At 43.9% G+C, this 25300-nt stretch carries 26 protein-coding genes; 24 read left to right on the top strand and 2 right to left on the bottom strand.

The window, feature by feature from the left end; translation table 11 throughout:
- The first annotated feature begins 54 nt into the window (after nt 1-54).
- The 13 genes from ACIQZD_RS02680 to ACIQZD_RS02620 all read left to right on the top strand — a co-directional run bounded on the left by ACIQZD_RS02680 (nt 55) and on the right by ACIQZD_RS02620 (nt 13117).
- Nucleotides 55-1200 (top strand): cysteine desulfurase family protein, encoded by a 1146-nt coding sequence (locus tag ACIQZD_RS02680; RefSeq protein ID WP_402897851.1) that lies wholly within the window; start codon nt 55-57, stop codon nt 1198-1200.
- A 29-nt stretch (nt 1201-1229) separates the two neighbouring features.
- Entirely contained in the window at nt 1230-2345 is a 1116-nt protein-coding gene (gene mnmA / locus ACIQZD_RS02675; RefSeq protein ID WP_101222649.1) for a tRNA 2-thiouridine(34) synthase MnmA, read from the top strand.
- Nucleotides 2346-2467: 122 nt separating this feature from the next.
- Entirely contained in the window at nt 2468-3133 is a 666-nt protein-coding gene (locus tag ACIQZD_RS02670) for a tetratricopeptide repeat protein (RefSeq protein ID WP_402897849.1), read from the top strand.
- 36 nt (nt 3134-3169) lie between these two features.
- Nucleotides 3170-5575, top strand: coding sequence for an SF1B family DNA helicase RecD2 (recD2, locus tag ACIQZD_RS02665; protein WP_402897846.1), 2406 nt, complete (start codon nt 3170-3172; stop codon nt 5573-5575).
- Between the two features lie 80 nt (nt 5576-5655).
- Entirely contained in the window at nt 5656-6225 is a 570-nt protein-coding gene (locus ACIQZD_RS02660) for a LemA family protein (protein WP_402897843.1), read from the top strand.
- Nucleotides 6225-6995: a TPM domain-containing protein gene (locus tag ACIQZD_RS02655; protein WP_402897841.1), complete on the top strand. Its 771-nt coding sequence runs from the start codon at nt 6225-6227 to the stop codon at nt 6993-6995. Before ACIQZD_RS02660 ends, ACIQZD_RS02655 begins: the two co-directional genes overlap by 1 nt.
- 146 nt (nt 6996-7141) lie before the next feature.
- Nucleotides 7142-7600 carry a PRC-barrel domain-containing protein gene (locus tag ACIQZD_RS02650; RefSeq protein WP_137019040.1) on the top strand — a complete coding sequence of 153 codons (459 nt, stop codon included), beginning with the start codon at nt 7142-7144 and terminating at the stop codon, nt 7598-7600.
- The gene (locus ACIQZD_RS02645; RefSeq protein WP_034311361.1) at nt 7590-7805 is read left to right on the top strand and encodes a hypothetical protein; all 216 of its coding nucleotides are present in this window, start codon (nt 7590-7592) and stop codon (nt 7803-7805) included. The genes ACIQZD_RS02650 and ACIQZD_RS02645 overlap by 11 nt, the downstream gene beginning before the upstream one ends.
- A 226-nt stretch (nt 7806-8031) precedes the next feature.
- Nucleotides 8032-9108 carry an AI-2E family transporter gene (locus ACIQZD_RS02640; protein ID WP_230177052.1) on the top strand — a complete coding sequence of 359 codons (1077 nt, stop codon included), beginning with the start codon at nt 8032-8034 and terminating at the stop codon, nt 9106-9108.
- A 309-nt stretch (nt 9109-9417) separates the two neighbouring features.
- Nucleotides 9418-12054 carry an alanine--tRNA ligase gene (gene alaS, locus ACIQZD_RS02635; RefSeq protein WP_402897836.1) on the top strand — a complete coding sequence of 879 codons (2637 nt, stop codon included), beginning with the start codon at nt 9418-9420 and terminating at the stop codon, nt 12052-12054.
- Between the two features lie 66 nt (nt 12055-12120).
- Complete coding sequence (locus tag ACIQZD_RS02630) at nt 12121-12390, top strand: IreB family regulatory phosphoprotein (protein ID WP_034311358.1); 270 nt, start codon at nt 12121-12123, stop codon at nt 12388-12390.
- On the top strand, nt 12390-12815 hold the full coding sequence (gene ruvX, locus ACIQZD_RS02625; RefSeq protein WP_034308633.1) for a Holliday junction resolvase RuvX: 426 nt from the start codon (nt 12390-12392) through the stop codon (nt 12813-12815). The genes ACIQZD_RS02630 and ruvX overlap by 1 nt, the downstream gene beginning before the upstream one ends.
- An 11-nt stretch (nt 12816-12826) precedes the next feature.
- Nucleotides 12827-13117, top strand: coding sequence for a DUF1292 domain-containing protein (locus ACIQZD_RS02620; protein WP_063232962.1), 291 nt, complete (start codon nt 12827-12829; stop codon nt 13115-13117).
- 245 nt (nt 13118-13362) lie between these two features.
- Here ACIQZD_RS02620 and ACIQZD_RS02615 read toward each other — a convergent pair whose 3' ends face one another.
- Entirely contained in the window at nt 13363-13518 is a 156-nt protein-coding gene (locus ACIQZD_RS02615; protein ID WP_241589877.1) for a hypothetical protein, read from the bottom strand.
- A gap of 592 nt (nt 13519-14110) precedes the next feature.
- Between ACIQZD_RS02615 and mltG the strand changes: the two genes are divergently transcribed.
- From mltG to ACIQZD_RS02575, 8 genes are all read left to right on the top strand, one after another.
- Entirely contained in the window at nt 14111-15247 is a 1137-nt protein-coding gene (gene mltG, locus ACIQZD_RS02610) for an endolytic transglycosylase MltG (protein ID WP_402897832.1), read from the top strand.
- 260 nt (nt 15248-15507) lie between these two features.
- Nucleotides 15508-16173 (top strand): O-methyltransferase, encoded by a 666-nt coding sequence (locus ACIQZD_RS02605; protein ID WP_402897830.1) that lies wholly within the window; start codon nt 15508-15510, stop codon nt 16171-16173.
- A complete protein-coding gene (locus ACIQZD_RS02600) occupies nt 16160-17089 on the top strand; it encodes a peptidase U32 family protein (protein ID WP_402897827.1) in 930 nt (309 codons plus the stop codon). Before ACIQZD_RS02605 ends, ACIQZD_RS02600 begins: the two co-directional genes overlap by 14 nt.
- 32 nt (nt 17090-17121) lie before the next feature.
- Nucleotides 17122-18393, top strand: coding sequence for a peptidase U32 family protein (locus tag ACIQZD_RS02595; protein ID WP_402897824.1), 1272 nt, complete (start codon nt 17122-17124; stop codon nt 18391-18393).
- A 1-nt stretch (nt 18394) separates the two neighbouring features.
- Nucleotides 18395-19033 carry a uridine kinase gene (gene udk, locus ACIQZD_RS02590; RefSeq protein ID WP_034308619.1) on the top strand — a complete coding sequence of 213 codons (639 nt, stop codon included), beginning with the start codon at nt 18395-18397 and terminating at the stop codon, nt 19031-19033.
- Nucleotides 19034-19337: 304 nt separating this feature from the next.
- On the top strand, nt 19338-19814 hold the full coding sequence (gene greA, locus ACIQZD_RS02585; RefSeq protein WP_101222638.1) for a transcription elongation factor GreA: 477 nt from the start codon (nt 19338-19340) through the stop codon (nt 19812-19814).
- Between the two features lie 121 nt (nt 19815-19935).
- Nucleotides 19936-21687 (top strand): peptidoglycan D,D-transpeptidase FtsI family protein, encoded by a 1752-nt coding sequence (locus ACIQZD_RS02580; RefSeq protein WP_402897820.1) that lies wholly within the window; start codon nt 19936-19938, stop codon nt 21685-21687.
- An 87-nt stretch (nt 21688-21774) separates the two neighbouring features.
- Complete coding sequence (locus tag ACIQZD_RS02575) at nt 21775-22494, top strand: DUF1510 family protein (protein WP_402897817.1); 720 nt, start codon at nt 21775-21777, stop codon at nt 22492-22494.
- Between the two features lie 64 nt (nt 22495-22558).
- On the opposite strand, the gene ACIQZD_RS02570 is transcribed toward ACIQZD_RS02575, so the two are convergent.
- Nucleotides 22559-22771, bottom strand: coding sequence for a DUF2536 family protein (locus ACIQZD_RS02570; RefSeq protein ID WP_048682770.1), 213 nt, complete (start codon nt 22769-22771; stop codon nt 22559-22561).
- Nucleotides 22772-22930: 159 nt separating this feature from the next.
- Here ACIQZD_RS02570 and ACIQZD_RS02565 point away from each other — a divergent pair, with 159 nt between their 5' ends.
- From ACIQZD_RS02565 to ACIQZD_RS02555, 3 genes are all read left to right on the top strand, one after another.
- Nucleotides 22931-23569, top strand: a complete 639-nt coding sequence (locus tag ACIQZD_RS02565; protein WP_402897812.1) for a class I SAM-dependent DNA methyltransferase — start codon at nt 22931-22933, stop codon at nt 23567-23569.
- Between the two features lie 16 nt (nt 23570-23585).
- Complete coding sequence (mtnN, locus tag ACIQZD_RS02560) at nt 23586-24281, top strand: 5'-methylthioadenosine/S-adenosylhomocysteine nucleosidase (RefSeq protein ID WP_101222634.1); 696 nt, start codon at nt 23586-23588, stop codon at nt 24279-24281.
- 94 nt (nt 24282-24375) lie between these two features.
- Nucleotides 24376-25299 (top strand): PLP-dependent cysteine synthase family protein, encoded by a 924-nt coding sequence (locus ACIQZD_RS02555; protein WP_402897808.1) that lies wholly within the window; start codon nt 24376-24378, stop codon nt 25297-25299.
- Nucleotide 25300 lies beyond the last annotated feature (1 nt).

Genomic DNA, 25300 nt, shown 5'->3' with positions numbered 1-25300 from the left:
AGCAATGCGCCTATTATGTAGGCGCTTGCGTTTTTTAATGGAGGCGACAAAAAAGTGGACAGAATATATTTAGATCATGCTGCGACTTCACCGATGCATCCGAATGTGATCGATAGGATGATGACGGTCATGAGCCATGACTTCGGGAATCCGTCGAGCATTCATGCGTTCGGGCGGGAGGCGCGCCATGTTTTGGATGAGGCGCGTTCGAGTATTGCAGCTAGCATCGGTGCGGGGCGGAATGAAATCATTTTCACGAGCGGCGGAACCGAGGCGGATAATACGGCGATCATTGGTATTGCGAATGCTTATAAAGAACAAGGAAAGCACATCATTACGACGGAGATTGAGCATCATGCGGTTTTGCATACATGCCAATACCTTGAGAAGTCTGGCTTTGAGGTCACATATTTACCTGTGAATGAAGCGGGGCTTATTTCAATTGCCGATTTAAAGGCGGCATTGCGGGATGACACGATTTTGGTTTCGGTCATGTTCGGCAATAATGAGGTTGGAACGATCCAGCCGATTGCTGAAATTGGGCAGCTGCTAAAGGGTCATCAAGCCATTTTCCATACGGATGCGGTTCAGGCATATGGTTTGATCTCCATCGACGTCCGTGAGTTGGGTGTGGAATTGCTTAGCGTATCCGCACATAAAATCAACGGTCCAAAAGGAATCGGCTTTCTTTATATACGTGAAGGCTTGAAGCTGAATCCTCATTTATATGGCGGGGAACAAGAACGCAAGCGCCGTGCTGGTACGGAGAGCGTGCCTGCAATTGCCGGTTTTGCAGAAGCTGTTTTAATTGCACAAAGCACGATGGAAAAGAAAAAGGAGCAATACAAGCGTTTTAAAGACGTATTGCTTGCCGTCTTTGATGAGGCGGATGTACAATATGAAATTAACGGATCTATGGAACAGTCGCTGCCGCATTTGCTGAATGTTAGTTTTCCGGGTACGAATGTGGAATCGATGCTCGTCAATATGGACTTGGCAGGTGTTGCTGTATCGAGCGGATCCGCTTGTACTGCTGGGTCAATCGATCCGTCGCATGTTCTTGTGGCGATGTTCGGGAAAGATTCGGAGCGGACGAAGAATTCGATTCGTTACAGCTTCGGTCTGAACAACACGGAAGAGGAAGTAAGGCAGGCGGCTGAAACCACCGTTAAAATCGTTAATAGATTAGTGAGAAGATAATTCTTACTTTAAATAAATGAGGTGACAGAATGAGAAAAGCACCACAGGACACCCGCGTCGTCGTGGGTATGTCAGGAGGCGTGGATTCTTCTGTGTCAGCCCTGCTATTGAAGAATCAAGGCTATGATGTGGTCGGGATTTTCATGAAGAACTGGGATGATACAGATGAAAACGGAGTCTGTACGGCAACGGAAGATTACAATGATGTAATTGCCGTTTGTAATCAAATCGGCATCCCTTATTATGCGGTCAATTTTGAAAAGCAGTATTGGGATAAAGTTTTCACTTATTTCTTGGATGAGTATAAAGCGGGCCGTACCCCGAATCCGGATGTAATGTGCAATAAGGAAATCAAGTTCAAGGCATTTCTTGAACATGCAGTCAGCCTTGGTGCCGATTATGTGGCTACAGGTCATTACGCACAGGTTGAATACCGGGATGGCGAATACAAAATGCTTCGCGGTGTCGATAATAATAAAGATCAAACGTACTTCTTGAACCAGCTTACTCAAGAACAGTTGGAAAAAGTCATGTTTCCGCTTGGACACATTGATAAGAAGGAAGTCCGTGAAATTGCGAAAGAAGCGGGTCTTGCCACGGCAACGAAGAAAGATTCTACTGGCATCTGTTTTATCGGTGAACGCAATTTCAAAGAGTTTTTAAGCAATTACCTCCCAGCTCAGCCCGGTGATATGGTCACGATGGATGGCAAGGTCATGGGCAAGCATGACGGATTGATGTATTACACCATCGGTCAGCGTCATGGTCTAGGGATTGGCGGCAGCGGCGAACCTTGGTTTGTTGCGGGAAAAGACTTGAAGCGCAATGTTTTATATGTGTGCCAAGGCTTTGATAATGATGTGCTGTATTCCAATTCCCTTCGTGCAGTGAATGTCAGCTGGGTAGCGGAACATATACCTGCGGGTGAATTTACATGTACGGCAAAGTTCAGGTACCGTCAAGAGGATAGCGGTGTTAAGGTGAAGGTCTTGGACAATGGTGACGTCGAAGTCATCTTTGACGAGCCAGTCCGCGCGATCACACCTGGACAAGCAGTCGTATTCTATGAAGGTGAAGTGTGCCTTGGCGGCGGTACGATTGATGAAGTATTTAAAAAAGGTGAAAAACTGACTTACGTAGGGTAAAATAAGCATGTCCCCAGCTGTGTTTGCGGTTGGGGACTTCTTTTGGATTGCGGGTATACCGCCTGAATTCGACCACTGGCTTATGCTATACTTTTTATAATAAAAATGGAGTGTGAATGGATATGGATAAGAATCAACAAGGAATTGAATTTATGCAGCAAGGGAAATACGAAGAAGCGGCGAAAGTTTTTAATGAGGCGATCGAGGAAAATCCGAATGAGCCTGTTGCTTACATAAACTTTGGGAATGTATTGACTGCCGTGGGTGAAACGGATAAAGCGGTCAAGTTTTACAAAAAGGCGATCGAGCTGGATGAAAATGCAGCAGCGGCTTACTATTCATTAGGAAACTTATATTATGAATCAGATTCTAAACTAGTGGAAGCGAAGGATATGTTCGAAAAGGCAATCCGTTTAGGACTGGATAACAGCGATGCTTACTTCATGCTTGGATTGACATTGATGGCATTGGATCAGCCGAAATTGGCGATGCCTTATTTACAGAGAACGGTGGAGCTGAGCCCTGAGGACGTTGATGCAAGATTCCAATATGCGTTATGTCTTGCTAATGCGGAATTATATGATGAATTGATCAATCAGCTGAATTTAGTTGTGGAACAGGATCCGGGCCATGCGGATGCTTATTATAATTTAGGTGTTGCGTTTGCAGGGTATCGTGAGGATGCTAAGGCTGCGATGGCTTATTTTGACAAGGCTTTGGAAGCACAGCCTGACCATATGCTTGCTGCGCACGGTAAGAAACTGTTGGAAGAAATGAATGCTGAGTAAATAAAAAGCATATGCATGGAAAGGTGGGGAGAAGCGTTGAGCCAGCAAGATTCGTTGGATTTGTTTTCAGAAGAGAAAATGTTCATGAAAGGAAGTCATTTAGTGACGATCTTTCATAATGAAGAAAATATGTACTCGGTTGTAAGAATTCGTGTGCATGAAACGAATCTGAATTATGAAGAGAAGGAAGCGGTCGTAACAGGTTATTTTCAAAGGATGCATGAGGATGAGATTTATATTTTTTATGGGGCCATGAAGGAACATCCCCGTTTTGGCCTTCAATTTCATGTAGAGCATTTTCGCAAGGATCTGCCTCAATCCAAGGAAGGCATCGTCAGTTATTTATCAGGTGACCTTTTCAAGGGCATTGGGAAAAAAACAGCTGAAAGCATTGTTGAGACACTGGGTGAAAAGGCAATTTCAAAAATTCTGGCTCAGCCCTCGCTACTTGATGATATCCCGAAGCTATCCGGGGAAAAGGCAAAGGGCCTCTATGATACATTGGTCGAGCATCAAGGTCTGGAGCAGGTGATGATCGCCCTGAATCAATATGGCTTCGGTCCGCAGCTGTCGATGAAGATTTATCAAATGTATAAACAGGATACGATCACGATGGTTCAGGGAAATCCGTATAAGCTCGTTGAGGATATTGAAGGGATTGGTTTTGGACGGGCGGATGAGCTTGGGCATCAGCTCGGCATTTCCGGCAGCCATCCTGACCGAATCAAGGCTGCGTGCTTGTATACGCTTGAATCACAATGCCTGCAGGACGGAAATATCTACATAGAAGCCGAGCAGCTTTTGGAAGCGGTCAAACGGCTGCTGGAGGAAAATAAACGGGATCGCATTGAATTCACGAACATTTCCTCGGAAATAATCGAATTGACGCAAGAGGGGAAAATAGTTGTCGAGGATCAACGAATTTATCCTCCTTCGCTATTCTATTCGGAAAAGGGAATCGTAATGAACATCAAGCGGCTGCTTGCTCAAACCGAGTATGAGGACCAGTTCCCGGAATCGGAGTTCTTGCTTGCACTTGGGAAGCTGGAAGAACGTCTGGATGTTTCCTATGCCCCGGCCCAAAAGGAAGCGATCCAAACGGCCCTGCAATCACCCATGTTAATCTTGACGGGCGGACCGGGTACCGGTAAGACGACAGTCATCAAAGGAATCGTTGAGCTATATGCAGAGCTGCATGGCGTATCCATGGACATTAACGATTATAAAAAAGAAGGAAGCGATCCATTTCCATTCGTACTTGCAGCCCCTACTGGCCGTGCAGCGAAGCGCATGGCCGAATCGACTGGGCTTCCCGCTGTTACGATCCACCGGTTGCTCGGGTGGAACGGGAGTGAAGGTTTTTCCCATGATGAGGATAATCAGCTGGATGGCCGTATCGTAATCATCGATGAGGTTTCCATGGTGGATACGTGGCTGGCCCATCAATTGTTTAAAGCTCTGCCGGAAAATGTCCAAGTGATATTGGTTGGTGATGAAGATCAGCTGCCTTCTGTTGGACCTGGGCAGGTTTTAAAGGATTTGCTTGCATCGAATTGTGTACCGACTGTCAGTCTTGAACATATTTATCGTCAAGCCGATGGCTCGTCGATCATTGAATTGGCCCATGAAATCAAAAAAGGAAGGCTTCCGGCTGATGTCACGAAACAGCAAGAAGATCGATCGTTCATTCGCTGCCAAACAGGTCAAATCGCCCAAGTAATCGAGAAAGTCGTTACCAATGCCAGGACGAAAGGCTTCACGGCCAAGGATATACAGGTGCTGGCTCCCATGTATAGAGGACCTGCCGGGATTGATGCACTGAATAAAATGCTTCAGGAAGTGTTCAATAGCAATGCGGATGAAAAGCGGCGGGAAATAAAATTCGGAGACGTAATATACAGAACGGGAGATAAGGTGCTTCAACTGGTGAACCAGCCAGAGGAGGGTGTCTTTAATGGCGATATGGGAGAAATCGTGTCCATATTGTTCGCTAAAGAAAATACCGATCATGTCGATAAAGTAATCATATCGTTCGAAGGCATCGAAGTGACATACACGAAGCAGGACTTGAACCAGATCACACATGCATATTGCTGCTCGATCCATAAATCGCAGGGAAGCGAATTCCCCATTGTCATTTTACCTGTAGTGAAAAGCTATTATCGAATGCTCCGACGTAATTTATTGTATACGGCGATTACGCGCAGTAAAAATTTCTTGATCCTTTGTGGTGAAGAAGATGCATTCCGTTTAGGGATCGAGCGTAATGATGAGATGCGCCGCAAAACGACTTTGCGTGAAAAGCTGCGGGAAATTTTGAGTGAAGAAGAAATGCCGGCAGAAAAGGGAGAGATACCTCAACAATCAAGTTATCTTGATATTCTCATGCATGCTGACCCGATGATCGGGATGGAGAATGTCACGCCTTATGATTTTATGTAGCGGGTTCTTTTGGATGAATTTTGTTTAAAATTCATAGTTTTGGTGGAACTATAACTAATATGTGAAAGAATAGGGGGGATTTGATGAAAAAAGGTTGGATAATAGGAATAGTCGTTGTCGTTTTACTCGTTATTTATGGAGCAACTTCATACAACGGCCTTGTAAGTGCCAGTGAAGACGTCGACAATAAATGGTCACAGGTGGATAATCAATTAAAACGAAGAGCGGATTTGATTCCAAATCTTGTCGAAACGGTGAAGGGTTATGCTTCGCATGAAACGGAAGCCATTAAAGCGGTGAGTGATGCACGATCGAAGCTGGCCGGTGCCAATTCGACTGAAGAAGCGATTGATGCCGATCAAGAATTGAGTGGGGCCTTGAGCCGACTTTTGGTGGTTGTCGAAAACTATCCGGATTTAAAGGCCAATGAGAACTTTAAGGGTCTCATGGATAGTTTGGAAGGAACGGAAAATCGGCTGACGGTAGCACGAAAAGACTATAATGATGAAGTTACCAACTATAATAAAATGATTAAACGCTTTCCGAAGAATATGATGGCAGGAGTGTTCGGGTTCGATGCCAAACCATATTTTGAAGTGACCGATCAAGAAAAAGAAACGCCAAAGGTTGATTTCGGGAGCGATAAATAATGAAAAGACTCGCTGTGTTTGCGCTATTCTTCATTCTCACGTTCGGTTTAGCAAACGTAGCCGCAGCACAACCTAACATCCCTGAACCAGTTGGGGATATATATGTTCAGGACTTTGCTGGAGTTCTGGATGATCAGGAAAAATCCGAACTCATCGAACTTGGGAAACGCTTGGATGATGCCACAAAAGCACAAATTTCCGTTTTGACGGTTGATTCGATGGAAGGATCCGAGATCGAGGAGTACTCGGTCGAGGCATTTAGATCATTCAAGCTTGGTGATGCCGAATTGAACAATGGAGTCCTCATTGTGCTGGCCATGGAAGAACAGAAAATCCGCATTGAAGTGGGGTACGGTTTGGAAGGGGCCATTACCGATATAAGATCTGGACAGATTTTGGATGAAGTGGCTATCCCTGCGCTGAAAGAGGGTAAATATGATGTTGCCCTGACGGAGACCTATAAGGCTGTATATAACGATGTCACGAAAGAATACGACCTAGGTGACGAGTTTTATCAAGATCTCTCCGTTCAGTCCGAGTCAGAAACCTTTCAGCCATCAGGTTTACAGATTTTCCTCATTATCATCGTAGTCATCATCGTATTCATCCTCGATGCCAAGTTCTTTAAAGGATTTTTCCTTCAAACGCTAATCAATATCCTTTTGATATTCATCAGTCGCGGAGGTGGCGGCGGCCGTGGAGGCGGCGGCGGTCCACGGGGCGGCGGCGGAGGAAGTTCCGGTGGCGGAGGTGCCAGCAGAGGATGGTAAGGTAAGTGTATTAGACCGGGAAACCGGTCTTTTTTTGTGGCCTGGTTTCTGTATTACGGAAGAGGGTCCAACAATGGAAAACCTTTCAGCACATCTATTTACATTAGTAAAGAGATAATAAAAATGTTCGGAAAGGCGGGATGACCTTGCGGACGTTTTCTTTATTGAAAGGGATGCCGGTTTTTACAATCAAAGGAGAAAGAATCGGCACGGTCCACGATTTATCAATTTCTGAAATGGGACAGGTAACAGGCTTGGTCGTTCATCAACAAGCATTGTTCAAAAGGGCTTTTCATTTGAAACTCGACGATATTTCTTCATTCGGTCCAGATGGGATCGTCATCATGCAACAGGATTCAACCTTAAGGAAGGTGCCTGCGGACTCTATCTGCCTTTCGAAGGACGAATTATTGGGACGCATGCTTTTTTCAGAAATGGGCGAAGAGCTTGGTTTACTGCAGGATGTATATTTCAAGGAAAAAATGGGCACGATTATAGCGTATGAAACAACGGATGGGTTTTTCTCGGAGTCGACAGTGATAGAATCAAAACAGCCGCCTGCATTAGGGAAGGATACCATCATTGTTTCAGTTTATGAACAGTGAGGTGTCCATTTTGGAAATTAAATGTCCGAATTGCCGCAGTAAAGATGTTGGGAAGATTGGCGTAAATCAATATTATTGTTGGAATTGCTTTATTGAAATGACTCTATCCGAAGGGCTCATAAATACGCACCAAGTCGAGGAAGATGGAAGTTTAAGCTCATTGGACGATTTGTTTGAGGAAAATGACCGCCGCTTCGGTATGTAAATAACGGAAGAGGTGTTTGCAATGGCTAGACGTTCACGCAATACTCTAATGAATATGGGTTCGGACTTGATGAACTCGAAGATGTTTAAACGGAACATGAAGAAAATACGCAAAAGATTAAAGTCATTATTATAGCAGGAATGGGTGTCCTGATAATGAGGGCACTCTTTTTTATGTATGAAAACCTTCCACCTTTCGAAGAATAAATGAGCGGGAGGTGTTTATTGTGAGTATTCGTCTAAAGTGGTTTTATCGCCTGGGTTTTTTATTGCTCTTATTTTTCGTTATCTATATCTTTATGAAACTTAAGCCCATGTGGGGACCTGTCGTTGCTGTATGTGTGACGGTACTGCTGCCTTTTTTGATTGGTGCGTTCATCAGTTACTTGCTGCACCCTGTAGTGGAATATTTAAACGAGAAAGGGATGCGACGCTGGCTTTCGATTACGATCATCTATTTGTTGTTTTTCGGAGGGATCGGCTTTGCTGTCTATAAAGGCATTCCAGTGATCGTCAGTCAAGTTCGCGAGCTGTCGGAAAGCGTGCCGGAACTGGTTGAACAGTACCGGGGCAGCATTGATAAACTCAACCATCAAACGGCGGCCTGGCCGTTCGGAATTCATGAAAGATTCGAAGAAGGTGTCACCCTTTTCGAAGATTGGCTGAAGCGTATACCTGAAAAGGCGATGGAGTATGCAATGAAGATGATTGATTTCATCGTCCTGATTGCGTTGATTCCATTCATCGCATTTTATATCCTGAAAGATTTCACTGTTTTAAAAAAAATGGCATGGTATATGACGCCGAAAAAATGGCGCAAGCAGGGACGTGCATTCATTCGTGATGTGGATGCGTCGCTTGGCGGCTATATCCGCGGACAAATCATCGTCTGTGTCGTGATCGGTTTGATTTCCTCGCTGCTCTTCTGGATAGTCGGAATGCAATATCCGCTTCTATTGGGGGCGATAATCGGGATAACGAATGTCATTCCGTATTTTGGACCGATTATTGGAGCGATTCCTGCACTGGTCATTGCCGCGACAATGTCAGTTAAAATGGTGTTGATCATCGCGGTCATCGTGCTTGTACTTCAATTTCTTGAGGGAAATATCCTTTCGCCGCTTATAGTCGGTAAAAGCCTCCATATGCATCCGCTGTTCATCATGCTCGCATTATTGGCCGGGGGTGAAATAGGAGGTATCATGGGCATGGTCCTTTCGATTCCCATATTGGCTGTATTGAAAGTTTTTGTACTTCATGCCCGCGTTCATTTTAGAAAGAAGCCGCCCCTTATTGACAAATAAAAGTCTTGTGAATATAATCCATTACATAAGATAATTCGTTGAAGGATGAAGTATGCTGAAGTCCATCTAAAAGAGAGTGGTCCCCCAGGCTGAAAGGGGCTGCAAGGTGAAGAGCAGCAGAAAGCTAGTCCTGAGAGCAGCTAATACCTGCCGTCATGCCGCGTTAAGGCTTTTATGAAGGTGATGGGCCTGGGATGAATTCCTGCGTCCATAATCAGGGTGGTACCGCGAGTCAACTCTCGTCCCTGTTTTTGGGATGGGGGTTTTTTGTGTGCTCAAAATTACATAATTTAAAAGGAGGATATATATATGAAGTATTTATCTGGTGCTCAAATCCGCCAAATGTATTTAGATTTTTTTAGTGAAAAAGGCCATAACATCGAACCAAGTGCGTCATTGGTTCCTCATGAAGATCCATCATTGCTTTGGATCAATTCCGGGGTGGCGACGTTAAAGAAATATTTTGATGGACGGGTTATTCCTGAAAATCCAAGGATTACAAATGCTCAAAAGGCCATCCGTACAAACGATATTGAAAACGTGGGGAAAACGGCACGTCATCATACGTTCTTCGAAATGCTCGGAAACTTCTCCATTGGTGAATATTTCAAAGAAGAAGCCATCACATGGGCATGGGAGTTTTTGACGGATGAAAAATGGATTGGGTTCGACAAAGACAAATTGGCTGTGACAATCCATCCTGAAGATGATGAAGCATTCGAACTCTGGAATAAGAAAATCGGTGTTCCTGCTGAAAGGATCATTCGCTTGGAAGAGAACTTCTGGGATATCGGTGAAGGTCCAAGCGGCCCGAATACAGAGATTTTCTATGACCGCGGACCAGCATATGGCGATGATCCGAATGATCCGGAACTATATCCAGGCGGGGAAAATGAACGGCATCTAGAAGTCTGGAATCTTGTGTTTTCCCAATTCAACCATAATCCGGACGGTTCTTACACACCGCTTCCAAAGAAAAATATCGATACAGGCATGGGCCTTGAACGTATGGCTTCCGTCGTTCAAGATGTTGCGACGAACTATGATACAGATTTATTCATGCCAATCATCCGGGCAGTCGAAGAGATTTCCGATGTGAAGTATGGTATTGATTCAGAAAAAGATGTTGCATTCAAGGTCATTGCCGATCATATTCGTACGGTAGCCTTTGCAGTAGGTGACGGGGCTCTTCCATCCAACGAAGGCCGCGGTTATGTATTGCGCCGTTTACTCCGCAGAGCGGTTCGGTATGCTAAGCAAATCAACATCAATCGACCATTCATGTTCGAGCTTGTGACGGTCGTCGGCGAAATCATGAAAGACTTCTACCCTGAAGTCCTTAAGAATAAAGAGTTCATTGCAAAAGTGATCAAGAATGAAGAGGAACGCTTCCATGAAACTCTAAATGATGGGCTCGCCATCCTTTCTGAAGTCATTAAAAAGGAAAAGGAAAAAGGCGGTACAACCATTCCTGGCAGTGATGCATTCCGTTTATATGACACATATGGCTTCCCGATTGAGTTAACGGAAGAATATGCAGAAGAAGAAGGCATGACGGTCGATCAGGCTGGATTTGAAAAGGAAATGGATGCACAGCGTGAACGTGCCCGTTCAGCGCGTCAAGATGTGGATTCCATGCAAATCCAAGGCGGGGTATTGGGAGATATTAAAGTTGAAAGTGAATTTGTCGGCTATGATCAAGTCGCTGTCGAAGCCAAAGTTGCTGCCATAGTAAAAAATGGCGAGCTTGTAACGGAGGCACAAGAAGGTGAAGAAGTTCAAGTCATACTGAACAAGACTCCTTTCTACGCGGAAAGCGGCGGACAAATAGCCGATATAGGAACGATGGCCAGTGAAACCGTTAATGTTGATGTCCATGATGTCCAAAAGGCTCCTAATGGCCAAAATCTGCACCGTGTAACAGTTACTGCCGGCACATTAACAGCAGATTCCGATATCGTTGCTACGGTAAATCAAGAAAATCGGATCCATATCACGAAAAACCATACAGCGACGCATCTTTTGCATCAGGCTTTGAAAGATGTGCTTGGTACACATGTCAATCAAGCAGGTTCACTCGTGCAGGCTGAACGCCTACGCTTCGATTTCTCTCATTTTGGCCAGATAACGGCGGAAGAGATTGAACAAATCGAAACGATTGTAAATGAAAAGATTTGGCAAAGCTTACAAGTGAATACGGACTATAAAAACATCGAGGAAGCAAAGGCTATGGGCGCAATGGCGTTGTTCGGCGAAAAATACGGCAAGATTGTCCGTGTCGTTCAAATCGGCGATTACAGCCTTGAGCTTTGCGGGGGTGTCCACGTTCCGAATACAGCGGTAATCGGCTTGTTCAAAATCGTATCCGAGAGCGGCATCGGTGCAGGTACTCGCCGTATTGAAGCGGTAACGGGTGCAGGGGCATACAAATTGATGACTGATCAAATCGGTGTCTTGAAAGAATCGGCTGCCAAATTGAAAACGAACTTGAAAGATGTACCTTCAAGAATTGAAACGGTACTAGCTGAAGTGAAGGATCTTCATCGTGAGAATGAAAGCCTTACTGCAAAATTAAGTAATATTGAAGCAAGCAGCCTTGTTTCTAACGTAAAAGACGTAAATGGCGTTCAAGTATTGGTGGCAAAGGTTCAAGCTACCGACATGAATAATCTGCGTGCCATGGCAGATGATTTGAAACAAAAGCTCGATTCTGTCATTATCGTATTAGGTTCGGCCCAAGGTGATAAAGTCAATTTGATTGCCGGAGTGACTAAGGATTACATCGACCGCGGCTTCCATGCTGGTAAATTGGTCAAAGAAGTTGCTTCCCGTTGCGGCGGCGGCGGTGGCGGACGTCCAGATATGGCCCAAGCCGGCGGAAAAGACCCTGAAAAATTGGATGCAGCGCTTAATTTTGTTGAAGAATGGGTCTTATCGATTTCATAATCAATGGAAAGTGTTGTACAATGTAGGTAATAGTGGATTCTGGACGCTGAGGAGAGGTGCATGTTTATGAGTTCCTTTGATAAAACGATGAAATTTAATTTTCCCGAAGAACCATTCGAAAGAGATGTACAAGAAGTATTGTCTCAAGTTTATGTTGCACTTCAGGAAAAAGGTTATAATCCGATAAACCAGATTGTCGGTTATCTATTATCTGGTGACCCGGCCTACATCCCGCGCCATATGGATGCTCGAAACATTATTCGTAAGCTTGAACGCGATGAAATCATCGAAGAATTGGTTAAGTCGTATCTTAAGAACCATCGAGAGGAATACTAATGCGCACAATGGGACTTGATTTAGGTTCAAAAACCATCGGCGTTGCCCTGAGTGACGCGATGGGTTGGACTGCACAAGGATTGGAAACGATCAAAATTAACGAAGCTGGAAATGACTTCGGCTTTAAACGCCTCAATGAAATCATAAAAGAGCATGATGTTTCTAAAATTGTCCTCGGTTTACCTAAAAACATGAATGGGACCGTTGGACCGCGAGGCGAGATCAGCCAAGATTTCGCTAAACGATTAGAAAACAAATTCAAGCTGCCGGTGTTTCTCTGGGATGAACGGTTGACAACTATGGCGGCTGAACGTGTCCTTCTTGAGGCGGACGTGAGCCGAAGCAAACGCAAGAAAGTCATTGATAAAATGGCAGCTGTCATGATTCTGCAAGGATTCTTGGACAGACAAACAAATTCAATATGAGGTGAATACAAATGGAACACGGCGAAAACAACATTACAGTAGTAGATGAAAACGGAAACGAGCAGCTTTGCGAAATCCTTTTCACATTCGACTCAGATAAATTCAACAAATCTTATGTACTTTACTATCCGATGTCTGCGGAAGATGATGAGGAAGAAATCGAAATCCACGCTTCATCATTCGTACCGAGCGAAGATAATAAAGATGGTGAACTTACACCGATCGAAACAGAAGAAGAGTGGGATCTAGTCGAAGAAATGTTAAATACATTCCTTGACCAAGAAGAAGCAGAAGAAGAATAAGATTAGAAAAAAACCGGCCTCATAAAGGTCGGTTCTTTTTTTTGACAAAAGGGGCTAAAAATTTTAAAACTAAGTTGATTGGAACGGGTGTGCTAGACTCCTGCGGGAAAAGCGTGTCTAATAGACCCCGCAGGCGGAAGCCGAGGAGACTCCCGAGACCGCCCGCGGAAAGCGAGTACCTGGAGTGGAAATCAAGTCCACCACCATTTCATGGTTCGGTTTTTCATTTATGTACCAGTAACACCTTATCTTTTCTCTGCGAATAAAAGCATAAAAGTGGCAAGCGGGCCCAAAAATAATGATAGCAAGAACCAATTCAACGCCGTTCTATTTTTACCTTGAGCAAGTCCGGCGTTTATGAGTGCCAATGTCCCCCAACCTACAAAATAAGAATGATCCAACTCCTTCACACCTTTCTATATCATTAATTAATAATACCATTCCTGTATGGATATTCCTGTAATTTCCTGAAATGCCTAATACATGCAGGAAACGAATTTTAAGCTGAGTAAAATTAAAACAAAGTTGATTGGAGAGCAAGGTACGAGACTCCTGCGGGGAAAGCGCGTCTAGGGGAGACTCCGCAGGCGTAAGCCGAGGAGGCTCCCGGACCGCCCGGGAAAGCGAGTGCCTGGAGCGGAAATCAACGTCTAAATTGTACAAGTTATAATAAGACTGTAGGCAATGCGAGACTCCTGCGGGAAAACGCGTCAAAGGGAGACCCCCGCAGGCGTATAGACCGCCCGCGAAAGGGAGTGCCTGGAGTGAAAAAAACTGTAGACAAAGGTATCACTATTTTCCTATAAAATAACACCTGTATATTGACAAAACTAGTGCGTTTTTGCCATAAATAGAGTATTGATGAATGTAGTTTTGCAAAAAACATGTATTTATTTGTTGATTTTAGTATAATGTTCGAAGCAAAGATTAATTAGAGAAAGCATCATCTAGAAACCATTCTGTAGTTGGTGTGAGTTTGCAGGGGGAATGAAAATGGATGAAAAAGATAAAAATTTATCTAAAAAGGAACATATCCGAATGAAATTGTTAGAACAGCAAGGAGAAGCCAAGCTGGTTCGTAAAATCATCATGATTACGATAGCTTCGCTTATTGTACTAATTGGGATAGTTGGTCTTGTGGGCTTTTTATATATCAACTCAGCCATGAAACCAGTCGATCCCGAAGATGACACCATCAAGAAAGTGAAAATCCCAATTGGTTCTTCGGTTAACGGAATTTCAACACTGCTTGAAGAGCAGGGGATAATCAAGGACGCACGCGTATTCAAATATTATATTAAATTCCGCAATGAATCCGGTTTTCAGGCGGGTGAGTATAAATTATCACCTTCCATGCCAATTGAAGATATTGTCACAAGCATCAAAACCGGAAAACTCATGAAGGAAGCTGCAATGAAGATAACGATTCCTGAAGGAAAGCAGCTTGTCCAAATTGCCGATATCATCGCAGTGAAGACGGGTGAAGATCCGAAAAAGGTCTTTAAGGAATTGAATGATAAGAAATTCGTTGATTCCATGCAAAAGAAATTTCCGCAGCTCTTGACCTCGGAAATTGAAAATGAAAAGGTTTTATATCCGCTTGAAGGATACCTTTTCCCAGCTACTTATGACTTTTATGAGGAAAAGCCGACACTGGAATCGATCGTCATCGAGATGCTGAAGAAAACTGAAGAGACATTGCAGGCATACGAGACCCAGATGGACAAAAACGATTATTCCGTACACGAGATGCTGACCTTCGCTTCGCTTGTTGAAGAAGAGGCGACGGCACAGGTCGATCGCGGAAAAATAGCTTCCGTTTTTTACAATCGTATCGAGGAAGAGATGCCGCTTCAAACGGATCCGACCGTTTTGTATGCAAAAGGTTCACATAAGAGCAGGGTGTATTATAAAGACCTTGAGGTGAAATCGCCTTATAATACGTATAAGAATAAGGGGCTGCCTCCAGGGCCGATTGCAAATGCCGGAACGACATCGATCGATGCGGTACTGAAACCTGAGAAAACGGATTACCTATACTTTTTGGCAACACCTGAAGGGGAAGTCCTTTACTCGAAGACCTTGGATGACCACAATATCAAAAAGGCAGAGCATATTTCCAATAAATAAATAAAAAAATGCAATGTGACTGAGGGGGGAGAGATATTACTTTCCCCTTGTTTTTATGATAGAATAGTACAAGTGAATTTTAGATCCGATTCCTATCGGTGACGTAACTCGGCGAATGCCGGGTTTTATTTTGAAAGATAAGGAAATGTAGATCGTCAAGCATACTTGTTTCAGCTGCTCCTTGTGAGGAAATTGACCTATCAATTTCTTCATGTTACTGACCAAGCGCTTTTGTTTTCCTTATAATTGGAGGAAACGTTTTGAACGGAAAAATAGAACAATATCTTCATTCCTTAATTCCGGAGCGTACGGGTTTGCTTAAGGAGTTGGAAGATTTTGCGATGGAAAATAATGTGCCGATCATGGAGCCCGAAGGCATCGAGGTGCTGCTTCAAATTTTAAGGCTTCATCAGCCTAAGGCGATATTGGAGGTAGGTTCGGCGATTGGCTATTCGGCCATAAGGATGGCAGAGACCCTTCCGGAAGCTCAAATCGTCACACTTGAACGGAATGAAGCCCGTATTGAGCAGGCAAGAGCTAACTTCAAGAAGGCGGGACTGTCGGAAAGGATCACCCTCATTGAAGGGGATGCCCTTGAAGCGGGACCGAAAGTCATGGAACATGGTCCGTTTGACATCATCTTCGTTGATGCTGCTAAAGGGCAGTACAAGCGATTCTTTGAACTGTTTGAACCATTCCTGGCTAATGCTGGCATTATTATTACTGATAATGTTTTATTCAAAGGCCTGGTTGCCGAAAACATTGAAGAAATGGAAATGACGAGAAGAAAGCGAGCTCTCATCAAAAAAATCAGAGACTTTAACATCTGGTTACATGACCATCCCAATTTCGATACCGTAATTTTGCCGATTGGTGATGGTGTGGCCATAAGTAAACATAGAGGTGACAAAAATGAAAAAGCCTGAATTACTCGTGACTCCGACAAGTGTCGATCATATAACAGAACTCATCGATGCCGGCGCTGACGCCTTCGTCATTGGCGAACAACGTTATGCACTAAGGCTGGCAGGGGAGTTCAAACGTGAAGATGTCGAGAAGGCGATTGAACTTGCACATGCCGCGGGCAAGAAAGTGTACGTATCCATGAACGCCATATTTCATAATGAAAAAGTTGACGAGCTTGAAGGGTATGTCACATTCCTTAAAGAGGCTGGTGCCGACCGGATCATATTCGGTGATCCCGCAGTCTTGATGGCTGTCCGTGCCGTGGCACCTGATATGCCCCTGCACTGGAATACAGAGATGACGGTAACGAACTGGTACACATGTAATTATTGGGGGAAACGCGGTGCTGTCCGTGCCGTTGCTGCCCGTGAGATAAGTCTGGACGAGATAGTGGAAATGAAGGAAAATGCCGAAGTGGAGATTGAAGTCCAAGTGCATGGCATGACATGCATGTTCCAATCGAAGCGTACGCTCCTTGGTAATTACTTTGAATACCAAGGCAAGGCATTGGAAGTGGAAAATCGGAAGGAACATAGAAATATGTTCTTGCATGATAAGGAACGTGAAAATAAATATCCGATTTATGAAGATGAAAATGGTACACATATCATGAGTCCGAATGATATGTGCATGATTGATGAACTTCAGGAATTGATTGAAGCGGAAATCGATTCACTGAAAATTGAAGGGTTATTGCAAACACCGGAATATATCATTGAAATGACAAAGCTATATCGGGAAGCGATTGACGTATGTGCTGAAGACCCTGACCGCTATGATGATATGAAATCTGAGCTCTTTGAAAAAGTCAAAGCGGTTCAGCCGGATAACCGTGAGTTGGATACAGGGTTCTTCTTTAAAGAATCGGTTTATTAAAGAAAAGGGTAAGAGAAAGAGGAGGAATAGCCTTGAATGCTATTGCTGATAAAATTTCCAAGATCGTTGATGGAAAGAGAGTCATTGTAAAAAAACCGGAATTGCTGGCTCCGGCCGGCAACCTTGAAAAATTAAAAATTGCCGTCCATTACGGCGCGGATGCCGTATTCATTGGCGGTCAGGAATATGGTCTTCGTTCCAATGCCGGCAACTTCACGTTTGAGGAAATGAAGGAAGGCGTCGAATTCGCTAAAAAGTATGGCGCTAAAGTATATGTAACGACAAATATCTTCGCGCATAATGAAAATATAGATGGTTTGGATGAATACCTGGAAGGACTTCAGGAGGCTGGGGTTCATGGTATCATCGTAGCCGATCCATTAATCATCGAAACCTGTAAACGGGTCGCTCCGAACGTCGAGATCCATTTAAGCACACAGCAATCGCTATCAAACTGGAAGGCTGTTCAGTATTGGAAAGAGGAAGGCTTGGAGCGGGTTGTTTTGGCACGTGAGACGAGTGCTGATGAAATACGTGAAATGAAGGAGAAGGTCGATATCGAGATCGAGGCTTTCGTTCATGGAGCCATGTGCATTGCCTATTCTGGACGATGCACCCTTTCGAACCATATGACGGCGCGTGATTCGAACCGCGGCGGCTGCTGTCAGTCTTGCCGTTGGGATTATGATTTATATGAGTTGGATCAAGACGGGGAAAAGGCTTTATTCGATAAAGAAGATGCTCCATTCGCAATGAGTCCAAAAGACTTGAAGCTGATTGAATCTCTGCCAGGCATGATTGAAATTGGCATAGACAGCTTAAAAGTCGAAGGAAGAATGAAGTCCATTCATTATATTGCAACAGTTGTCAGTGTCTATCGTAAAGTGATTGATGCGTATTGTGCCGATCCGGACAATTTCAAGATTAAACAAGAATGGCTGGAAGAGCTTGATAAGTGTGCGAATCGTGAGACGGCATCATCGTTCATGGAAGGGGAAATTCCTGGGTATAAACAGCAAATGTTCGGGAATCATACCGTAAAGACTCGCTTCGACTTCGCAGGGTTGGTGCTTGATTACAACGAGGAAACTAAAATCGTTACCATGCAGCAACGTAATTTCTTCAAGCCTGGAGATGAAGTGGAGTTTTTTGGACCTGAAATCGAAAACTTCACTCAAAAAATCGGTACGATCTGGGATGAGTCAGGTAAGGAGCTGGAGGCAGCCCGCCATCCGCTTCAAATTGTCCGCATTCAAGTAGATAATAGAGTTTATGTGAACAATATGATGCGGAAGGAGAATTGACATGACAAGAAAGAAACCAGTGGTCATCGGAGTTACCGGAGGGTCCGGATCAGGTAAAACAAGTGTTACCCGTTCCATTTTTGAATTCTTTCAAGGACATTCCATATTGATGATCGAACAAGATTATTACTATAAAGATCAAAGTCATCTGCCTTTTGAAGAGCGCTTGAAAACGAACTATGATCATCCGCTTGCCTTTGATAATGATTTGCTAATCGATCACATTAACGCATTGCTGCGCTATGAAACGATAGAAAAACCTGTGTATGATTATTCGATCCATACTCGTTCAGAAGAAGTCATCACAGTTGAGCCCCAGGATGTCATCATCCTTGAAGGGATTCTTGTGCTGGAGGACGAGCGCCTCCGAGACTTGATGGATATGAAACTATATGTTGATACGGACGCAGACTTGCGGATCCTTCGTCGGATGACCCGTGATATTAAAGAACGCGGCCGTTCCATAGATTCCGTCATCGAACAATACATCAGTGTCGTCCGCCCGATGCATAATCAATTCATAGAACCGACGAAGCGTTATGCCGACATCATCATTCCAGAAGGCGGTCAAAACCATGTGGCAATTGACCTCATGGTGACAAAAATTCAAACAATCCTTGAACAAAAGTCTTTTTTGTAATAACATAGCATAAATAATGATAGGTGCCATTTTCCTCCGTTTATTTAAATAATCCCAACTATTTATTGGGAAAGACTGGACAAATGTTGGAAAACGCAATACTCTATTCTTGATACAGAACGAACCGGCTGCACACCGCAGTCGGTTTATATACTAAGGAACGGATGTTTCTTAGTATCGAAGCGCGTACTTTTTAAGTCGCGCAATTATATATTCTGACTCGATTTCAGGGTTAAGCACTATATAGTACATAAACTTGTCACAGCGAATGCTTGCTGTAAAGAATTTGAAGGAGTGAAGGGTTTTGGCAATTGAAAAAGAATATCCAATGACTATTGAAGGTAAGTTAAAGCTTGAACAGGAACTGGAACAGTTAAAAACGGTCAAACGTAAAGAAGTGGTGGAAAGAATCAAAATCGCCCGCAGTTTTGGGGACCTTTCCGAGAACTCAGAGTACGATTCCGCAAAAGAAGAGCAGGCTTTCGTTGAAGGACGTATTACAACAATCGAAAACATGATCCGTAATGCAAAAATCATTGAAGGCAATGATTCGAATACAGACACAGTTTCACTTGGAAAGTCGGTAACATTCGTTGAACTTCCAAATGGTGATGAAGAAACATATTCCATCGTAGGAAGCGTTGAAGCGGATCCATTCGAAGGGAAAATCTCCAATGATTCCCCGATCGCGAAAAGCCTGATAGGGAAAAGGGTCGGCGACAAGGTATCTATCATGACACCTGGCGGCGAAATGAGCGTCAAGATTGTTTCCATCGACTAATTAAATGCAAAAGGGGATGTCCATGGGGCATCCTTTTTTTATCGGAAAAATGCCGCGTTAAATTTGTTCATAATTGTTTAAAAATTCGCACCTCGTCAACAATGGTTACGAGGTGTATTTTATGAAAAAGAAACGAATGAGGTTGCTGGCTCTTTTTTTGACCGCTTTCATGCTGATGCTCATAGGCAGGCTTGCCTACATCCAACTTGTATCGACAGAATCTTTTTCAAAGCATAATGTGAACCTGTTAGAGGCAAGCGTGAATCAGCGTTCACAGATATTAAAGATTGATGATGGACGCGGAAAGTTTTATGACAGAAATGGAGAACCGCTTGCACATGAAGAAATCCCGACGCTCGTCCTATTTCCATTTTTAAAAAAAATGACATGGCCTATAGATGAAGTGGCCTCGATAATAGGCAAATCGGAAGCGGAGTTAAAACGGGCAATAGAACAAGCGGAAGAACCATTCGTATTTGGCGGGGATGAACCGATAGAGTTGACATCCAGCCAATCGAAGGCAATCAATGAACTGAAGATTCCCGGGGTCTTTGCCGTGAACGAGAAATTATATCATGATCAAACCCCTGCAGCGCAATTGATCGGCACGACGAATATATCAGATGCCGAAAAGAAAAAACGTTATCCGGACATGAATTTATCTCCTGAAACGAAAATAGGCAATACGGGGCTGCAAAGGACCTTCGATGAGTTCTTGCTTTCCGCTGGGGAATCGAAGCTCGTTTTTCACGTGGACGCCAGCGGAGGGCCAATGTTCGGTGTCGATGTTAAATATGTGGAACCTGCAAATCCGCTTTACCCGGTGAAGGTCGTGACGACGATCGATAAAGAAATTCAGGAAAAAGCGGAGAAGCTCGTCGATGAACGCGGGATAAAAAAAGGCGGTCTTGTACTGATCGATATTGAAAAAAGTGAAATCGTCGCCATGGTATCACGTCCGGCGCTTAATATAAAAGATCCGAATGGCGAAGGGGCAGTCAATATGATGCTGACTCAAAAAACACCGGGCTCCGTCTTTAAAACGGTCACGGCAGCAGCTGCCATCGATTATGAAGCCGCTAGTCACACCCGGACATTTAATTGTAATTTGACGATAGACGGGAAAACGGATAAACAGAGAGAACTGGGCATTCTTAATTTTGAAAATAGCTTTGCCCAAAGCTGCAACAGGACGTTTGCCGAATTGTCACAGGAAATAGCTGAGAAGGATCCGGATTTTTTGGATAAATATGCTAAAATGTTAGGGCTGGTTGGTGAAACAGGCTGGCAAGGGGACGTGTATCACACCGAAGTCACTCAGTTGCATCATGAACAAGCCGGTAAGGTCTGGCATGATGACGATTTAAAAAAAGATCCGAAAATGATTGCCAAAACGGCAATTGGCCAGCAGGATGTCCAAACGACACCGCTCGCGATAGCGAATATGATGGCTACGATTGCACGCGGCGGCAAGAAGGAACAGGTCAAAGCCGTTTCAAAGGTCGAATTTAACAACAGTACGACCGTAGTCGATTTTCCCAATCAAAGTATTGGCGGTGAGACACTGTCTCCATATACGGCGATGAAGATGCAGCATCTTCTTAGGAAGGTCGTGACGGAAGAGAAAGGGACGGGCGCTGCCTTGAGAGATTTGCCTGTTGAGGTCGCCGGCAAGTCAGGAACAGCTCAGACCAATATCGAAAAAGGGGAGCTCAATAAATGGTTTGCGGGCTACTTTCCATATAAAGATCCCAAATATGCTCTTGTTACCGTAAGTTTTGAAACGAAGGAAAATAGTTCCAGCATGACGCCTCTTTTTTCAGATATTGTAAAAGTCCTGTACTCCAAGGACCAGGACAATAGCGAGAATTGACGAAAAGTGTAGGAAACCCTTCCCTTCTATCTCTAGCTAAATCATGTTAAAATGAGGCAGTAAGAAAAGGTAAGGGAGGAATGGACCTTGGGCTCACGTTTTAATCAGAGAGATCAAAAAAGAAAAGTAAATAAAATATATAATATTGCTATCACCATCGTTTCCATTTTAATCGTCATTGTCGCAGTCACGATTTTCTTAAGTGACGATGGCACCGAAACAAAAAAAGCCACGACTGAACCAAAGCAAATCGCCGATACAGAATCGGGGAAAGTAGCGGACAAGCCTGCTGGCAAAAAGGAAGAAACGGATTCAGAGAAGGAAGACGCAGTAGGAGATAAAGCAACAGAAGAAGATGCAACAGAAGAAGATGCAACAGAAGAAGATAGTAAAGCAACAGAGGAAGATTCAGAAGAGAAGGCAGAAGATGGTGCAGATCCAGAAAAAGCAGGGGATGCCGAACTTGTGGAAGTGGAAGGCAGCGGCGATGGCAATGTTGCGGCTACATATACGAGTGAGGGCTGGGAACCAGTAGGAACTGAGCAATCCGGGGAGCACACTACAAGCTTCGAAAAGGGCTCGGTCGATTGGAATGAAATGAGTAAAGCCATAGCAAGCGGAGCTGGAATCGATGAAGGCAGCATGAAGCTATGGTGGCTGCAAAACGGCGGTTCGCCAAGCACCGCTATCGGAACCGTTTCTGAAGGAGATAATCCTAAAACCTACCGTGTTTATATTGAATGGGTGGACGGATCAGGTTGGAAACCTGTAAAAGTCGAAGAACTGAAGACAAACGACAAAAGGTAATGTTCAAATCATAAACATAAAACCCCCGAAAGGAATTCCGCTTTTCGGGGGTTTTTCATCGTGATCATTTTTTTGCTTTAAAGTGGACGACAGCACTATAAAAACGTCTGCCTTCCTCACTTACATACATTTGGTGTGACACGGATTCCACCTGGAGCATGATCGCTTTATTGATTTCAATTTGTGATTGGATTTTTTCTTCAAGATTCTTGATGCTTTCTGCCTCGAAAAATTCTATTTTATCTTCAAATAAGTTTAAGTCAAGTTGAAAACTCATGACTGTTCCCCTCCAACATTTAGATACTGTTAGTTTAACACCATTTTCGCCGAATCTGAACCGATTGATGGATTTGCCTAAAAAATAAGAACTGTTTCTGAGTTTATTTCATATTATGCTTATAGGTTTTATTATCTTATCATAAAAAGGTGATTAAAAATGGGCAGAGAATTTATCGATTTATTTGAAGAATGGTCGAAATCGTATGATGATACGGTTAGTGGACACGATATTGAGTATCAAGAGGTTTTTAAACATTATGATAGGATATTGGATAGCGTCACGGACAGGGCTCATGGTCATGTGCTGGAGTTCGGCGTAGGTACCGGGAATTTGACGGAAAGGCTTTTGAGGAAAGGCCTAAAGGTATCGGGTATTGAACCCTCACCTGCGATGAGGGAAATAGCGGTAAGCAAGCTGCGTGGAAAAACAGAAATTGCAGATGGGGATTTTATCGATTTTCCTAAGCCGGAACAGGTTGATTCGATCGTGAGCACGTATGCGTTTCATCATTTAACCGATGAAGAAAAAGAAAAAGCGATAGCCAACTATGGAAAGTTACTGAATACTGGTGGTAAAATAGTGTTTGCGGATACGATGTATCAATCAAGGGAAGCTCATGAACGAGCGATTCAAGATGCAAGGCAGGCCGGCTTTCATAATTTGGCGAACGATTTGCAAACGGAATATTATACTACGATTCCTTTTTTGGAAAAAGTACTTGAAGCAAATGGATACAAAGTGAACTTCGAGCGCTGCAATCAATTTGTCTGGATTATGGAGGCGGAAAAATTATAGGAAGAGGTTTTTACTAATGAAGGTAGCCATAATCGGAGCAATGGAAGAAGAAGTTACGATTTTACGTGATAAATTGGAAGGTTTGGAGCGGGTGACCATTGCCGGTTCCGAGTTCAATACAGGAACACTGAATGGTGTCGAGGTCATTTTGCTTAAATCGGGAATCGGTAAAGTGAATGCGGCAATGTCAACAACGATCCTGTTAGAAAAATTCAAACCGGATGCAGTCATCAATACTGGCTCTGCAGGCGGATATCATCCAGCACTTAATGTAGGGGATGTGGTCATATCCACGGAAGTTCGCCACCATGATGTCGATGTGACGATTTTTGGATATGAGTACGGTCAAGTCCCTCAGCTTCCGGCAGCTTTCATCCCGGATGAAAAGCTACTAGCAATCGCAGAAGAAGCAGCAAAAGAAATCGAGGATATTCAAGTGGCGAAAGGGTTGATCGTTACGGGGGATTCTTTCATGAATGATCCTGTCAGGGTTGAATTCGTCAGAGGGAAATTCTCTGATTTATACGCGGTGGAAATGGAAGCTGCAGCTATTGCACAGGTAGCCTTCCAATTCAAAACACCGTTTGTCATCATTCGTTCCCTTTCGGATATCGCAGGTAAGGAGTCCAATATCTCCTTTGATAAATTCCTGGAAACTGCGGCTCTTCATTCAGCGGCACTGATTTTGAAAATGGTTGAAAAAATGAAATGAATGGTAAGTGATCAGCGGAAGCCTTTTCGCTGATCATTCTTTATTGCATAATTCTTATTAAATTGGTAGGATAACTATGAAAGGATGTCCGAATATGAAAGTCTTTCAAAACATTCATGAGCTGATAGGTGAAACACCGATGATGGAAATTACCCATTTCCCGCTTCCGGATGAAGTCCGCATCTTTGCCAAACTGGAATACTTTAATCCGGGAGGCAGTGTGAAGGATCGGCTTGGTCAAGAATTATTAGCCCAAGCGTTACAGACAGGGAAGGTGAAAAAGGGCGGGACGATCATCGAACCGACTGCCGGAAATACTGGAATTGGCTTGGCGTTGGCTGCGATAAACAGTGGTGTGGACGTGATTTTTTGCGTTCCGGAGAAATTCAGTGCCGAGAAACAGGAATTGATGCGTGCTCTTGGAGCGAATGTGATCCAGACCCCGACAGAGGATGGAATGACAGGAGCGATTGCCAAGGCTAAGGCGCTGCTGGCTGAAATTCCGGGATCTTATTGTCCTCAGCAGTTCGCCAACCCATCCAATCCTGATGCATATTATAAAACGCTGGGACCTGAAATATGGGAACAGATGGAAGGCGATGTAGATGTGTTTGTTGCCGGCGCCGGGACGGGCGGGACATTCATGGGAACATCGCGATATATAAAAGAAAAGAACGCTGCTGTCAAAACGGTCATTGTCGAACCAGAAGGATCGATTTTAAACGGCGGCAAAGCAGGGCCCCATAAAACAGAGGGCATCGGGATGGAATTTTTGCCAACCTATATGGATGAAACGTATTTTGATCAAATCCATACGATAAGCGATCATGACGCTTTCCATATGGTAAAGGAATTGGCACTTAAAGAAGGCCTCCTTGTCGGCAGTTCCTCGGGCGCGGCATTTGCAGCTGCCATGAAAGAAGCAGCCAAGGCTTCCCGTGGGTCGAATATCGTCGTCATATTTCCGGATTCCAGTGAACGATACTTAAGCAAAAAAATTTATCAGGGAGGTATGTAAA

This window comes from Peribacillus sp. NPDC096447, assembly GCF_044762725.1.
GTDB lineage: Bacteria > Bacillota > Bacilli > Bacillales > DSM-1321 > Peribacillus.
This window is presented reverse-complemented; position numbering and strand designations above follow the sequence as displayed.